Origin of the sequence: Algibacter lectus (assembly GCF_004368925.1) — a bacterium.
Classification (GTDB): domain Bacteria; phylum Bacteroidota; class Bacteroidia; order Flavobacteriales; family Flavobacteriaceae; genus Algibacter; species Algibacter lectus.
This window is the reverse complement of sequence record NZ_SORL01000007.1, coordinates 404887-420081: the sequence shown is the minus strand read 5'-3', so window position 1 is coordinate 420081 and position 15195 is coordinate 404887. Positions and strand designations below refer to the sequence as shown.

The window sequence follows — 15195 nt, the reverse complement described above, 5'->3', positions numbered from 1 at the left end:
AGGAGTGAAACTTCAATTAAAATGAAGGTTTACTCCTTTTTTTTCAATTAAATGAGACCTTTATATTTACGTAAAAACCACTCTGCAGAAAGCGCCAATGCAATAATAGCCAATAAGTACTTCCAATCTATTAACGGACGACTCGTGTTATGGCTTTTTTGAATAGGCTGATAGCGATCATCACTTAATAAATCTGTAATTAAACCTTCATGGTTATCAATGAAATAACTCTCACCATTACTATTTACAGCCAATTGTTTTAATTTTTTAGAATTTGCATTTAAAAATTGCTGCTCCACATTGTATTCTAGAATTTGAAAACTACCAGATTTCGATAGGTTTTCTTTTGACGTACGAACAGTAAAACTATATTCTGTAGGCGGTAAACTACTTAAATCTACTTGATAGTTATTATTTTTAAGAATAAAAGGAAACGTTTTTTCTTCTTTTGAAAGCTTATCAATTAGCTTTATCTGAAGACTTTCGCGCGTATCGAAAATAAAATTCTTGTCAAAAAACTCAGCTTTAATAACAATATTTCCACTTCCATTATAAAAAGATTCATAATCAACATTTAAACGATTTCTCTTTTTATTTGAAGCTAAATATTGAATAATCTTCCCAAGGAAATCATCAAATTCATTAAACGATTTTGAATTTAAAAAACTCTGCGAACGCCATTTCCAGATATTCTCACCAAAGAGAATAGCTTCTCGCCTTCCTCCTGTTTCCAACGTTACAAATAACGGTTCTTGAGTTGAAATACCATTAACATTTTTATATAAAATAGTTTCAAACGGCACCGAAAAAACAACCGATCCATAATTTGATTTTAATGGCGGAAACGATTCAAAATTAATATCATCTAATAAAAAAAGCGTGTAATTTAAATTTAATTGAGCCTGATAATTTTCTGTTTGATCTGTTATTTCATGATCGTAAGTTGTATTGTTTTTATTCAGAAAATCTAAATCAGTATTACTTCCTTCTATTATAAATTTATTCTTGTTTTCAGCATTCAACTTAGTAATCACCTCTTTAAACTTATTATTCGGCTGATACAATATAACTAATTGAAAATCATTTATTTTTGAAATAAATTCATTTGGCTCAAAAAACGAAACTGTACTACGCTCATTACTTTCTATACTTTTTTTAAGACTCCCCAAATCTGGATGCGAAAACGTAGAAACTACAGCAATATTGGTTTTTTGATCGATAACTTCTACAGCGAAATTCTTGTAATTATTAACCTTATTTTTTTCGTTTTCTATTGGAACTAAATATGCTTTATAAGCACTAACCCCTACTAGAGAAGCTGGTAAATTAAAATTAAGAAGTGCTGAATTGTTGTTTTTTGAAAAAGATACATTTTGAGAAAACACGGTAATATTACCTTGCTTTACAACAAACTTAGAAGTTACATTAGAGTTTCCGCTGTAAACCACAATGGCTTCTACCGGAAATTTATTTTTTAAATAAGCATACTTATTAACGTTTAACTGCTGGATTTTTAAATCGACATACGTAATAGTATCACCTAGTATTATTGAGTAAACAGGCTGCTTATAAGTATTGCTCGCGAACTCATAATCGTTCCCTAATGTTTGATTTCCATCGGAAATTAAAACTGTTGGTGCATTACTTGTTTTATAAATTTGCGACAACTGAGTAAAGGCTTCATTGATGTTCGATTGCTTTTCTGTAAAAGTAAGAGAATCGGAAGCTTTAAAGGTTTCTCCAAAAGTGTAAAAGGAAAGATTAAATTTGTTTTTTAATTCTGAATTTTCAGAAATTGTTTCAACTAAAGTTTTAACCTTTTCACTTTGATTAAGATGTTTTATAGAATTCGAATTATCTACAGCGATAACCAAGTTTGGCTTTTCTGTAGTAAACGTAGTTTGGTTGAATTTTGGATTTATTAATAAAATAAGAATTGAAAATATACTAATAAATCGCAAAAAAGCGAAAAGCATGTTCAATTTAGACATGCTTTTCCTTTTATTGATATACTGAAACAGAGCTAATGAAAGCGCTACTATTCCAGCGAGTATAATGTATAATAGAGTTTCTGAACTCATTAAAATTTTTGATGTGTTTTGATGAAATTCCCTCTTGCGAGGAAATGGAAAATAATTTTAAGTTAGCATTCCGCCATCAACATTTAATGTTTGCCCTGTAATATAGGCAGACATATCACTCGCTAAAAACACACAAACATTTGCGATATCTTCTGGAGTTCCTCCACGTTTTAATGGAATACCTGCTCTCCATCCTTTCACGACTTCTTCATCTAATTTAGCTGTCATTTCAGTTTCAATAAAACCTGGAGCAACGACGTTACTTCTAATGTTTCTTGAACCTAACTCTAAAGCTACAGATTTAGAAAAACCAATAATACCAGCTTTTGATGCCGCATAATTGGTCTGCCCAGCGTTACCTTTAACTCCAACAACAGAACTCATGTTAATGATAGAGCCTTTACGTTGTTTTAACATTGTACGTTGTACCGCTTTCGTCATGTTGAAAACCGATTTTAAGTTCACCTCAATTACAGTGTCAAAATCATCTTCACTAATACGCATTAATAAATTATCTTTAGTGATACCTGCATTGTTTACAAGAATATCAATACTTCCAAACTCAGCAACTACATCTGCCGCTAATTTTTGAGCATCGTCAAAATTTGCAGCATTACTTTGGTAACCTTTAGCTTTTACACCAAGTGCAATTAAATCTTTTTCTAATGCATTAGCTGCTTCTACAGACGAACTGTATGTAAACGCTACATTTGCACCTTGTTGTGCAAAAACTTCGGCTATACCTTTCCCAATACCTCTACTTGCACCAGTAATTATGGCCGTTTTTCCTTCTAATAATTTCATGTATTTACTTATTATTTTTACTTGCCATTTTTTTAAGACTCTAAATAAACAGGTTTTAACCGCTTATTTGCTTCTAAAATGGATTATAAATTTTTAGTTGATTTCTAACTCTGTCAATGATTATTGTTAACCTTTAACCAAAATCAAATATAAGAATTCCTATTATAACTGCACATAAAAAAAGCCGATAGGTTAAAAAACTTATCGGCTATTTGTTTACATTTTTAATTTTTCTGTCTTTTCATAATTAAACAGATAATCTACATCCATTTCTTGGACTTTACCAAGCTCTTTTAAAGCTTTAAAATCGATGTCTTTTTTATTTCCTATAACCATTACATTATAGTTTTCACCTTTTATATTACTATTAAAAAAGTTGCGTAAATCTTCAATAGTCATATCTTTTATGGTATTATACATTTCCTCTCGGTTATCATTCTCAATACCACGTTTTTTCAAACTTTCATAATTCCAGAAAATATTAGATTTAGTAATACGCTGTGCTGCTATTTTCTTTAGAGTTGCCTCTTTAGCTGCATTAAACTGTTTCTCAGCTTCAGGCATATTAGTCATTAAATCCATCATGGCACTTACAGCCTGTGGCATTTTGTTAGCCTGCGTACCCATATATGCCATAACGTAATTCGCATTTTCTTTTTCATCAGCCATTTGGTAACTAGAAAAAGCAGAGTATGCTAAAGATTTAGATTCGCGTATTTCTTGAAATACTATGGACGATAATCCGCTACCAAAATAAGTATTGAATAACGTTGAAGCTGCAATATTTTCTGCTTTAAAAGGTTCTCCTTTTGCTAAAAATAACATTTCCGACTGTACCATGTCGAAATCTACAAAGTAAACATTTCCACCTGTTTCTTGTTCTTCATAAACTAAAGCTTCTGGATACTCTTTTAAATCTTCAGGAATGGTATGACTTGAATTAAGAGCCGCTACAGCTGCATCAACATCTTTTCCATAATAAAAAACACGTTGATTGTAGTTCTTCATATCCTTAACAATATCAACCAATTCTTTAGGGTCAATAGCGTTTAACTCATCAGTTTTATAAATATTTCTTAAACGAGATTTTTCGCCATATTTACCATAACTCATTAAGCCGTTCCAAAGAATACTTCCTTTTTGTCCTTTACTATCTTGACGTTCTTTTATAATAGATTCTACGTATTTTTTATATGCATCCTGATCTGGAACCGCGTTATTCCATAAGTGTTCTAAAAGTTCTAACCCTTTTGGTAAATTTTCTTTTAAACCGTTGAGACCTACATAAGTTTTATCATCTCCAGCAAAAACATAATAACTTACTCCAAGCTTGTAAAACTCCTTTTTTAGCTCCTCGTTGCTATACTTAGCCGTTCCCAAGTAATCCATGTAATTAGCCGCTAGCTTTAGTTTTTTATCGTTATCGCCACCCATATCGAAAATGATATTTAAATCGAATAAATCATTCAATTCATTTTCAATGTAAGATACCCCAATCCCGTTAGTGGTTTCTGTAGTTTTAATAGCCGTTTTGTAATCTATAAATTTGGGTTTTAAATCCTCAGACTCCATACTATTGAAAGCGGTTAAAAACTTAGAACTTTTATCTCTATTTAAATGAACCGGGGTAATACCTGGGTTTTGAACCTTAACAATATTAGAATCTTCACCTTGACGTTTGTAGGTAACCACATAATTGTTTTGGTAAAATTTGTTGGCAAAATCTACCAATTCTTGTTTCGTTACCTTTTTTAAATCGTTTAAAAACTTCACTTTACTAGCCCAATCTTCATGATGAATAAAGGCGTTATAATATGCAGAAGCCAAAGCTGTACTGTTTTCGTATTGTTTGGTTTGACTCAGTTTTAAGTCGTTTACCACAGCATCAATCATCCAATCATCAAACTCGCCTTTCTTTAATTTTTCAATTTGTTCTAATAAAAGAGCTTTAACATCATTCAAAGACTGTCCTTCTTTTGGCGTCCCTGTAAATTGGTGGTAACCATAATCATTTAAAAATGTTGGAGAACAACTAGCATTTTGTACAACCTGCTTCTGGTTTAAATTTAAATCTATTAAACCTGCGTTTCCATTAGCCAAAATCATATCTGCTAAGGTTACAAATTTTTGATCTTCACTCCCAATGCCATTAGCTCTAAACGCTATAGATACATTTTCAGCTGTTGGGCCAAAAACTTCTTTGGTTACCGGAGATGTAAGTGCGTCTTCTTTTGGTAAAACTGGGTGAGTAACTTCTTTATTTTCAAATGCACCAAAAGCTTTATTAACTTTTGCTATGGTAGCATCAAAATCTAAATCGCCAACTAAAACCATAGCCATATTATTAGGCACATAATACGTGTTGAAGTAATTATGAATATCTACTAAAGATGGGTTTTTTAAATGCTCGGCATTACCGATTGTGGTTTGTTGACCATAAGGATGATTAGGAAATAAGCCTTTCAACATAGCATAATATCCTTTTCTGAAATCACTATCTTGAGTTCTATTGAATTCTTCAAAAACAGCTTCTAATTCTGTATGAAACAAACGTAAAACCAGCATACTAAAACGCTCACTTTCTACAGTTAACCATTTATCCAATTCATTAGCAGGAATTTTATTTTTATAAACCGTTTCTTCAAACCAAGTATGTGCATTAGTTCCTGTCGCTCCTAAAGAACTAATCATTTTATCATACTCATTTGCAACACTATAGTTAGATGCTTCTAGAGAAACTTCATCTATCTTTCTGTATAGTTCTTCTTTCTTATCAAGATTCGTTTCTGCGCGATGCGCTTCATATAAATTAGAAATAGAATCTAAATATACTTTTTCCTTCTCCCAATCTAGCGTACCTATTTTGTCCGTACCCTTAAACACCATGTGTTCAAGGTAATGAGCTAAACCGGTAGATTGCTTAGGATCGTAATTAGAACCAGCACGAACAGCAATATAAGTCTGGATTTTAGGTTCATCGGTATTTTTACTTAGATAAACTTTTAATCCGTTTTCTAAGGTGTAAAGTCTTAAACCGGTTGGGTCATTTTCGGTAATTTCATAAGAAAACCCATTAGCATCTGTATGCGCTGTTGTAGCAGCAGCAACTTCTGAGTTTTGATCTGTTTTACAACTAAAGCAAATAGCTAAAATTGCTAACACAAAAAGTGTTTTAATTTGAGTCATAGATTGAAGTTTTTAGATTGTGTGCTTAAAATTAAGCATAAAAAAAACGTTAACTTAAATAAGTTAACGTTTTTTCAAATGAATTATATTTGAGTTTCAGTAATTATTTACCTAAAACTTCTGCAATTTTCTTTCCAATTTCAGCAGGAGAATCAACAACGTGAATTCCACATGCTTTCATAATTTTCTTTTTAGCTTGTGCAGTATCATCACTACCACCAACAATAGCTCCAGCGTGTCCCATTGTACGACCTGCAGGTGCAGTTTCACCAGCGATAAAACCAACAACTGGTTTTTTACTTCCACTAGCTTTATACCAATTAGCAGCATCAGCTTCTAATTGACCTCCAATTTCACCTATCATCACAACAGCTTCAGTTTCTGGATCGTTAATTAATAATTCAACAGCTTCTTTAGTAGATGTTCCAATAATCGGATCTCCACCAATACCAATAGCTGTAGTTATACCTAAACCTTGTTTTACAACTTGGTCAGCAGCCTCATACGTTAAAGTTCCTGATTTAGAAACAATACCTACTGTACCTTTTTTGAAAACGAAACCTGGCATAATACCAACTTTAGCTTCACCTGGCGTAATAACACCTGGACAGTTAGGGCCGATTAAACGGCAATCTTTACCTTTTATATAAGTAGATGCTGTAATCATATCAGCAACAGGAATACCTTCAGTGATTGTAATAATAACTTTTATTCCAGCATCGGCAGCTTCCATAATGGCATCGGCAGCAAAAGCTGGCGGTACGAAAATAATGGTAGTATCTGCTCCTACTTGCTCTACTGCCTCTAATACAGTATTGAAAACAGGTCTGTCTAAATGTGTTTGACCACCTTTTCCTGGTGTAACACCACCAACAACGTTGGTTCCGTATTCAATCATTTGGCTGGCGTGAAAAGTACCTTCACTACCTGTAAAACCTTGAACTATTATTTTTGAATCTTTGTTTACTAAAACGCTCATAGAAGATTTTTTATCGTTATTTTATTTACTTAACAAAAGTAATTTTTTGAATTCTATTTTTAAAGTAAAAACCGAATTACTTTTTGTTATTTTTTTATTGATTTTAATATTTCTGGAATCTTTCTAATATAGGCTAATTCCTTAAATTTTTCTCTAGCTTCACCCGCAGGTGAACCAAAATATGCTTTGTTCGCATCGGTTGAATGTCCTAAGCCAGATTGCGCAAAAAGCTCAGTACCTTTTGCAATAGTAATTCCGCTTTTTACACCTGCTTGTCCCCAAATTACAACTTCATCTTCAACAACCACACAACCCGCAATACCTGCTTGTGATGCAATAAGGCATTTTTTCCCTAAAACGGTATCATGCCCAATTTGAATTTGATTATCTAATTTAGATCCGTAACCAATACGTGTATCAGCTGTTACACCTCTATCTATAGTACATGCAGCTCCGATATCAACATGGTCTTCAATAACCACACGTCCGCCCGATTTTAATCTATCATAACCATCAGGACGTTTTTTATAATAGAATGCATTTGCACCTAAAACAGTTCCTGAATGAATGGTAACATGATCCCCAATTACGGTATCATCATATATACTAACATTGGCATGAATTACGCAATTTTCGCCTATTTCAACATTATGCCCAATAAAACAATTTGGTTGAATTACTGTGTTTTCTCCAATTTTAGCGGACCCTGAAATAGCACTGTTAGCCGACTGAAAAGGCTTAAAGTGATTGGTTAAAGTATTGAAATCTCTAAACGGATCGTCACTTACTAATAACGCTTTCCCTTCTGGACAATCTACCTTCTTATTAATTAAAATAATAGTTGCTGCTGAGTTTAAAGCTTTATCGTAATATTTTGGATGATCTACAAAAACAATATCACCTGCTTCTACAACATGAATTTCATTCATGCCTAGAACAGGAAAATTTAAATCCCCAACAAAGTCACAACCAATAAGATCTGCAATTTGTTTTAAAGTATGTTGTTTTGGAAATTTCATAGGTTTAGACAGCTATTACAAAGAATTGTTTTACTCTTTTACACGTTCTTTGTAAGTTCCTTTTGCTGTTTCAACTTTAATTTTATCACCTTCATTAATAAATAAAGGTACATTTACAGTTGCTCCAGTTTCTACGGTTGCAGGTTTTGTAGCATTAGTTGCTGTATTACCTTTAACACCAGGTTCCGTTGCTGTAATTTCTAAAACAACACTTGCTGGTAAATCTACAGAAAGTGGTGAGTTATCTTCAGTGTTAATTAATACGGTTACAACTTCACCTTCTTTCATTAAACCAGGGTTATCTAAAGCTGCTTCTAATAAACGAATTTGAGTATAATCTGCTTCATTCATGAAATGGTAAAACTCACCATCATTATATAAATATTGAAATTTATGAGTTTCAACACGAACATCTTCTAATTTATGACCTGCAGAAAATGTGTTATCTATAACCTTTCCGCTTGTTACACTTTTCATTTTAGTTCTTACAAATGCTGGACCTTTTCCTGGTTTTACATGTAAAAATTCTACAATTTTATATATATCATTATTGTATCTAAGACATAAACCGTTTCTAATATCACTTGTAGTTACCATAATTTAATTTTGAAATTTAATATTTGTTTTAATCTCTTTTTTGAAAGATTAAGTAATCGTTTTAATTTGCTTTGAAGTATCCCTTCATGATACCTCTATGAGAATTTTTGATAAACTGAAGAATTTCATCACGTTCTGGAGTTGCTTCCATTTCTGCCTCAATAATTTCAGCAGCTTGCGTATTGTTATAATTCTTCTGATATAAAATTCTATAGATATCTTGAATTTCTCTAATTTTTTCGGTGATATAACCTCTTCGTCTTAATCCAACAGAATTAATACCCACATAAGAAAGTGGCTCTCTTGCTGCTTTTACAAAAGGAGGTACATCTTTTCTAACTAAAGATCCGCCAGTTACAAAGGCATGATTACCAATAGATACAAATTGGTGTACAGCCGTCATACCTGCTAAAACCACATAATCACCAATAGTGATATGGCCAGCAAGCGTACTATTATTAGAAAAAATACAATTATTTCCAACAATACAATCGTGGGCAACGTGGCAATATGCCATAATTAAACAATTATTACCAATAACTGTTTTCATTCTATCGGTAGTACCTCTATTTATGGTTACACACTCACGAATAGTGACATTGTCGCCAATTTCAACAGTGGTATCTTCGTCGTTATATTTTAAATCTTGAGGAACTGCAGAAATTACAGATCCTGGAAAAATATTACAATTCTTTCCAATACGTGCACCTTCCATAATGGTTACGTTACTACCTATCCATGTGCCTTCACCAATAATAACATTGTTATGTATGGTAGTAAAAGGCTCTATGACCACGTTTTTTGCAATTTTTGCACCTGGATGCACATATGCCAATGGTTGATTCATTTGTAAGTTTTTAGTTTAGTCTTAATAAGTTAAAGCAGGAATTCCCCACTTAGACCTACTTATTTTACTTTTGATATTTGAGCCATTAATTCTGCTTCTGCACAAAGCTTACCGTTAGAATAAGCATAACCTTGCATATGACAAATACCACGACGTATTGGTGTAATTAACGAACATTTAAAAATTAATGTATCGCCAGGAACAACTTTTTGTTTAAACTTAACTTTATCCATTTTCATGAAAAATGTTAAATAATTTTCTGGATCTGGAACCGTATTTAATACTAAAATACCGCCCGTTTGCGCCATAGCTTCTACTATTAAAACACCTGGCATAACTGGAGCGCCTGGAAAATGACCTTTAAAGAACTCTTCGTTCATGGTTACATTTTTCTGAGCGATTACATGACTATCAGACAATTCAAAAACCTTATCGATTAATAAAAATGGCTGACGGTGAGGCAACATATCCATAATTTGATTCACATCCATTAAAGGTGTTTGATTCAAATCTATTTTAGGAACATTGTTTCTACGTTCAATTTTAATAAGCTTAGACAATTTTTTAGCAAACTGCGTATTAATATAATGCCCAGGTTTGTTAGCAATCACTTTTCCGCGAATGCGTGTACCAACTAAAGCTAAATCTCCTAAAACATCTAATAGTTTATGGCGAGCCGCCTCATTTGGGTGATGTAATGTTAAATTATCTAAAATACCGTTTGGCTTAACGGCAATATTATCTTTCTTAAAAGCTATTCTTAACTTCTCCATAGTTTCTGGAGATAAGGCTTTATCAACATAAACAATAGCATTGTTTAAATCGCCACCTTTAATTAAGCCATGCTCTAAAAGCATTTCTATTTCATGAAGAAAACTAAATGTTCTTGAGTTAGAAATATCTTCTTTAAAATCTGAAATTTGATTTAAAGTTGCATTTTGAGTCCCTAAAATTTTAGTTCCAAAATCGACCATAGTCGTAATTTGATAATGCTTTGCAGGCATAACTAAAATCTCGCTACCAGATTCTTCATCTGTATATGAAATAATATCTGTTACCTCATACTCTTCTCTAAAAGCATCTAACTCTACAATTTCGGCTTTTTCAATAGCTTCCACAAAAAACTTAGACGATCCATCCATAATTGGAGGCTCGGCTGCATTTAATTCAATTAAAGCATTATCGACATCTAACCCAACAAAAGCAGCTAAAACATGCTCTGATGTTTGAATTGATACTCCGTTTTTCTCTAAACATGTACCACGTTGTGTACTGGTTACATAGTTGGCATCGGCCTCTATTACAGGTGCGCCTTCTAAATCTACACGTTTAAAACACAACCCAGTATTAGCTGCAGCTGGTTTAAAAGTTAAGGTTACATTTTTACCTGTGTGTAAACCAACTCCTGTTAAAGTAACGTCTTTTAGAATGGTTTTTTGTTTGATCTCAGTGTTAACTATTCCCATTTATTTTTTCTAAATCATTTATATTTTTAACAATCTTAGGAAGATTTTTAAAGTGAACATACGACTTATTATAATCGCTAATAGCCAAAGCTGGTGAGCCTTGGAGAATTTCATTATCTTTTACATGTCTAGCAATACCAGACTGTGCTTGTATTTTTACATTGTTACCAATAGTAATATGGCCTGCAATACCAACTTGCCCACCAATTTGGCAATGTTCGCCAATATGTGTTGAGCCAGCAATACCGGTTTGTGCGGCAATTACAGTGTTTTTACCAATTTCTACATTATGTGCAATTTGAATTTGATTATCCAATTTAACACCTTCTCTTACTATGGTTGAGCCTAATGTTGCTCTATCAATAGTTGTACCTGCGCCAACATCAACAAAATCTTCTAGAATTACATTCCCTATTTGTGGAACCTTATTGTATCCGCCATTCTCATTTGGAGCAAATCCAAATCCGTCGGCACCAATAATAGCTCCAGAATTAATAACACAGTTTTTACCTATAATAGTTTCTGAATATATTTTGGCTCCTGAGAATATAATAGTATTGTCACCTAACGTTACATTATCACCTATATAACTATTAGGGAAAATTTTTACATTATTTCCAATTACCACATTATCGGCAATATAACTAAAAGCTCCTATGTATAAGTTTTCACCGTACTTAGCAGATTCCGAGATAAAAGAAGGCTGCTCTACACCTATTTTATTAAGTTTTACCGAATTGTAATATTCTAGTATTTTAGAAAATGCCATATAAGCATCGTCTACTTTAATAAGTGTGGTTTTGAGATCGTTATCTGGTTCAAACGTTTTATTTACAATAGTAATAGACGCTTGTGTTTTATATATATGTGCGGTGTATTTAGGATTGGCTAAAAAGGTTAAAGAACCTTCAAACCCTTCTTCTATTTTTGATAGTTTAGAGACTTCAGCTTCCGGGTTCCCGACAACTTCTCCCTCTAAAATACCCGCTATTTGTTGTGCAGTAAACTTCACACTAAAGATTTATTGTTTTGTTTAATTTTTGGCAAAAATAGGAAAAATGTGTTAAACTTTAACCTTAGGGTAACATATATAATATTTGGTAACCCGTTTTGATAGTGCTTTTAAATTAAGCTGGTCGGATGCTTTTACAATATCTTCTATTTTCCCTGACTTATGCAAGATGTTAATTCCTTGCGTTTCTAACTGATATGCTTGGTTAGAAATACTTCCTGTAAACACAAAGTAGTCAGCCTCTTCTCTAGTTATATTATGCTTATTTACAAAGAGTTTAATCTGTTTTTCTAACGTTGTTTTCTTAACAGGTTTATTCTTTAACTTAATTTTTAAAAGATTCCTATTAATAATCATTTCGCATATATTTCGTAAAACAAAATCGTCATTAAATTGCCAAGCCTTCATTGCTGAAATAATATCGTAATCATCCAATTGAGAAAACACGTTTAACACTTCATCATTAAAATCATCAATAGAAATTTCATTTTTCAGAAAATACTGCAATGGTTTGCTCGCTTCTAGCTCTACTCCTTTTAATGTTAACTCTTTGGCGCGTTTTAAAACACGTATTAAAAGTTGCTCGGCCACAATACCTGTTTTATGCAAATACACTTGCCAATACATTAAACGGCGTGCAATTATAAACTTTTCTACGCTGTAAATCCCTTTTTCTTCAACAACAAGTTTATCATCAACCGCGTTTAACATGGTTATTAAACGTTCGCTATTAATGTTTCCTTCGGCTACACCGGTATAAAAACTATCCCGTTTTAAATAATCGGCACGATCCATATCAAACTGACCAGAAATTAGCTGATACATGAACTCACGATGATAATTTCCCTTGAATATTTCAATGGCCAGCGTTAAACTTCCGTTAAATTCTTCATTTAAACGCTCCATAAAAAGCATTGAAATTTCCTCGTGAGACACGTTATTTACAATACTATGCTCCATGGCATGTGAGAACGGACCATGCCCAATATCGTGCAATAAAATAGCTATATAAAGCGCGTTTTCTTCATCTTCTGAAATGCTAACCCCTTTAAAACGAAGTACATTAACCGCTTGTTGCATTAAATGCACGCAACCAATAGCATGATGAAATCTGGTATGGTGTGCGCCCGGATATACCATATATGACAAACCCATTTGCGTAATTCTACGCAAGCGCTGAAAGTATTTATGTTGAATTAAATCGAATATTAGCGAATTTGGAATAGTAATAAATCCGTAAATTGGGTCGTTTAATATCTTTAGTTTGTTCAAACTTTAAGTTTTTACAATTATTATTTACAAATATAGGTATATGATATGAGCCACACTAAAATTTTAGCGCTCGTGAATATCAATGATATCTTAATATTTTAAACTTTACAAACCGTTACAAAAACATACAAATGAATACAATAAAAATACTTTGGGTAGATGATGAAATTGATTTACTAAAACCACATATTTTATTTTTAGAAAAGAAAAACTACCAGGTTACTAAATGTAATAGTGGATCGGAAGCTATTGATATTTTAGATGATGAAAATTTTGATATTGTATTTTTAGATGAAAACATGCCAGGTTTAAGCGGCTTAGAAACGTTACACGAAATTAAAGAGAAACGCGATAGCCTTCCGGTAGTAATGATTACTAAAAGTGAGGAGGAATACATTATGGAAGAAGCTATTGGTAACAAAATAGCAGATTACCTAATAAAACCTGTGAACCCCAATCAAATTCTACTGAGTTTAAAAAAGAATTTAGATCACTCTAGGTTAGTTTCAGAAAAAACAACATCTAATTATCAGCAAGAATTTAGAAAAATTGCTATGGATTTATCCATGGTAAATAGTTACGAAGAATGGGTTGCACTTTATCAAAAACTAGTGTATTGGGAAATTCAGTTAGAAGACATTGAAGATGTTGGCATGTTCGAAATTTTGGAATCTCAAAAAAACGAAGCCAATGCTCACTTTGGAAAATTTATAGATAAGAATTATGCGGATTGGTTTGAACCGAATACTGATGCGCCCATTATGTCGCATACGCTATTTAAAGAAAAAATTGCTCCTGAAATTAGTAAAGAGCAACCAACTTTATTGGTTGTAATTGATAATTTACGCTACGATCAATGGAAAGTTTTCGAACCAATAATTAACAACTATTATAAAAAAGAAAAGGAAGATGCCTTTTTCAGCATATTACCTACTGCTACACAATATGCGCGAAATGCTATTTTTTCTGGCTTAATGCCAAGCGATATGGAAAAGCTTTTTCCTGAATATTGGAAAAACGATACAGATGAAGGTGGTAAAAATTTATTTGAAGCGGAATTTTTAGAAACTCAATTAAAACGCTTAGGCCTTAGTAATTTAGAGCATGAGTATTACAAAATAACCAACTTAAAATCGGGAAAAAAATTAGTTGATAATTTTAAAAGTTTAAAAAAGAACGATTTAACGGTAGTGGTTTACAATTTCGTAGATATGCTTTCACACTCTAAAACGGAAATGGAAGTTGTAAAAGAACTAGCCTCTAATGATAAAGCTTATCGCTCCTTAACGCATAGTTGGTTTAAAAACTCACCTTTACTCGAAATGATTCAGCAAGCGCAACAAATGGGCTTTAAGCTTATTTTAACCACCGATCATGGCACTATAAATGTAAAAAACCCATCTAAGGTTATTGGCGATCGCGATACTAGTTTAAACCTGCGTTATAAAACAGGACGAAGTTTAACTTACGAAAACAAAGATGTTTTTGAGGCAAAAGATCCTAAAGAAATCCATTTACCATCTATTAACATGAGTAGCTCGTTTATTTTCGCGAAAACTGATATGTTTTTTGCTTACCCAAACAACTACAACCATTATGTAAGCTATTTTAGAAATACATATCAACATGGTGGCGTATCGTTAGAGGAGATGATTATTCCATTTGTGGTATTTAATCCAAAAAAATAAACCCTACATCCCCTTAACGAGAAGAATGTCATAAATACATAGCCATTTTAGTTTTTAAATTATAAAACTGAAATGGCTATTTTTAGTATAAAAAACATACGTTTGCCTACTTAGAGTCCATTTTGTCAAGGCTTTATATAAATTTAGAAGCACCATGCAGAGTGAAAAAAGTGTAAGAAGCTAATTCTCCAAACTACTATAAACTCAATGAGAATAGCTAGCAGTTGATTTTTTTATAAGAAAA

At 32.6% G+C, this 15195-nt stretch carries 11 protein-coding genes; 1 reads left to right on the top strand and 10 read right to left on the bottom strand.

Annotation, left to right across the window (positions count from 1 at the left end; translation table 11 throughout):
- Positions 1–47 precede the first annotated feature (47 nt).
- The 10 genes from DFQ06_RS02760 to DFQ06_RS02715 all read right to left on the bottom strand — a co-directional run bounded on the left by DFQ06_RS02760 (position 48) and on the right by DFQ06_RS02715 (position 13263).
- Entirely contained in the window at positions 48–2081 is a 2034-nt protein-coding gene (locus DFQ06_RS02760; RefSeq protein WP_133965884.1) for a VWA domain-containing protein, read from the bottom strand.
- A gap of 57 nt (positions 2082–2138) precedes the next feature.
- Positions 2139–2885, bottom strand: a complete 747-nt coding sequence (fabG, locus tag DFQ06_RS02755) for a 3-oxoacyl-[acyl-carrier-protein] reductase (protein WP_042495010.1) — start codon at positions 2883–2885, stop codon at positions 2139–2141.
- Positions 2886–3101: 216 nt separating this feature from the next.
- A complete protein-coding gene (locus tag DFQ06_RS02750; RefSeq protein ID WP_133965883.1) occupies positions 3102–6071 on the bottom strand; it encodes a M16 family metallopeptidase in 2970 nt (989 codons plus the stop codon).
- Between the two features lie 103 nt (positions 6072–6174).
- A complete protein-coding gene (gene sucD / locus DFQ06_RS02745) occupies positions 6175–7050 on the bottom strand; it encodes a succinate--CoA ligase subunit alpha (protein ID WP_042506813.1) in 876 nt (291 codons plus the stop codon).
- 86 nt (positions 7051–7136) lie between these two features.
- Entirely contained in the window at positions 7137–8069 is a 933-nt protein-coding gene (locus DFQ06_RS02740; protein WP_074935970.1) for a UDP-3-O-(3-hydroxymyristoyl)glucosamine N-acyltransferase, read from the bottom strand.
- 30 nt (positions 8070–8099) lie between these two features.
- Entirely contained in the window at positions 8100–8666 is a 567-nt protein-coding gene (gene efp, locus DFQ06_RS02735; RefSeq protein ID WP_042506815.1) for an elongation factor P, read from the bottom strand.
- Between the two features lie 61 nt (positions 8667–8727).
- Positions 8728–9513 (bottom strand): acyl-ACP--UDP-N-acetylglucosamine O-acyltransferase, encoded by a 786-nt coding sequence (lpxA, locus tag DFQ06_RS02730; RefSeq protein WP_074935972.1) that lies wholly within the window; start codon positions 9511–9513, stop codon positions 8728–8730.
- Positions 9514–9572: 59 nt separating this feature from the next.
- On the bottom strand, positions 9573–10979 hold the full coding sequence (locus DFQ06_RS02725) for a bifunctional UDP-3-O-[3-hydroxymyristoyl] N-acetylglucosamine deacetylase/3-hydroxyacyl-ACP dehydratase (protein ID WP_133965881.1): 1407 nt from the start codon (positions 10977–10979) through the stop codon (positions 9573–9575).
- Complete coding sequence (lpxD, locus tag DFQ06_RS02720; RefSeq protein ID WP_133965880.1) at positions 10966–11991, bottom strand: UDP-3-O-(3-hydroxymyristoyl)glucosamine N-acyltransferase; 1026 nt, start codon at positions 11989–11991, stop codon at positions 10966–10968. Before lpxD ends, DFQ06_RS02725 begins: the two co-directional genes overlap by 14 nt.
- 51 nt (positions 11992–12042) lie before the next feature.
- On the bottom strand, positions 12043–13263 hold the full coding sequence (locus DFQ06_RS02715) for an HD domain-containing protein (protein ID WP_133965878.1): 1221 nt from the start codon (positions 13261–13263) through the stop codon (positions 12043–12045).
- Between the two features lie 131 nt (positions 13264–13394).
- Between DFQ06_RS02715 and porX the strand changes: the two genes are divergently transcribed.
- A complete protein-coding gene (gene porX / locus DFQ06_RS02710) occupies positions 13395–14951 on the top strand; it encodes a T9SS response regulator signal transducer PorX (protein ID WP_074935978.1) in 1557 nt (518 codons plus the stop codon).
- Positions 14952–15195 lie beyond the last annotated feature (244 nt).

Bases quoted from the DNA above. Each gene is read 5' to 3' on its own strand.
- DFQ06_RS02760 (WP_133965884.1), bottom strand. From the start codon at position 2,081: ATGAGTTCAGAAACTCTATTATACATTATACTCGCTGGAATAGTAGCG.
- fabG (WP_042495010.1), bottom strand. From the start codon at position 2,885: ATGAAATTATTAGAAGGAAAAACGGCCATAATTACTGGTGCAAGTAGA.
- DFQ06_RS02750 (WP_133965883.1), bottom strand. From the start codon at position 6,071: ATGACTCAAATTAAAACACTTTTTGTGTTAGCAATTTTAGCTATTTGC.
- sucD (WP_042506813.1), bottom strand. From the start codon at position 7,050: ATGAGCGTTTTAGTAAACAAAGATTCAAAAATAATAGTTCAAGGTTTT.
- DFQ06_RS02740 (WP_074935970.1), bottom strand. From the start codon at position 8,069: ATGAAATTTCCAAAACAACATACTTTAAAACAAATTGCAGATCTTATT.
- efp (WP_042506815.1), bottom strand. From the start codon at position 8,666: ATGGTAACTACAAGTGATATTAGAAACGGTTTATGTCTTAGATACAAT.
- lpxA (WP_074935972.1), bottom strand. From the start codon at position 9,513: ATGAATCAACCATTGGCATATGTGCATCCAGGTGCAAAAATTGCAAAA.
- DFQ06_RS02725 (WP_133965881.1), bottom strand. From the start codon at position 10,979: ATGGGAATAGTTAACACTGAGATCAAACAAAAAACCATTCTAAAAGAC.
- porX (WP_074935978.1), top strand. From the start codon at position 13,395: ATGAATACAATAAAAATACTTTGGGTAGATGATGAAATTGATTTACTA.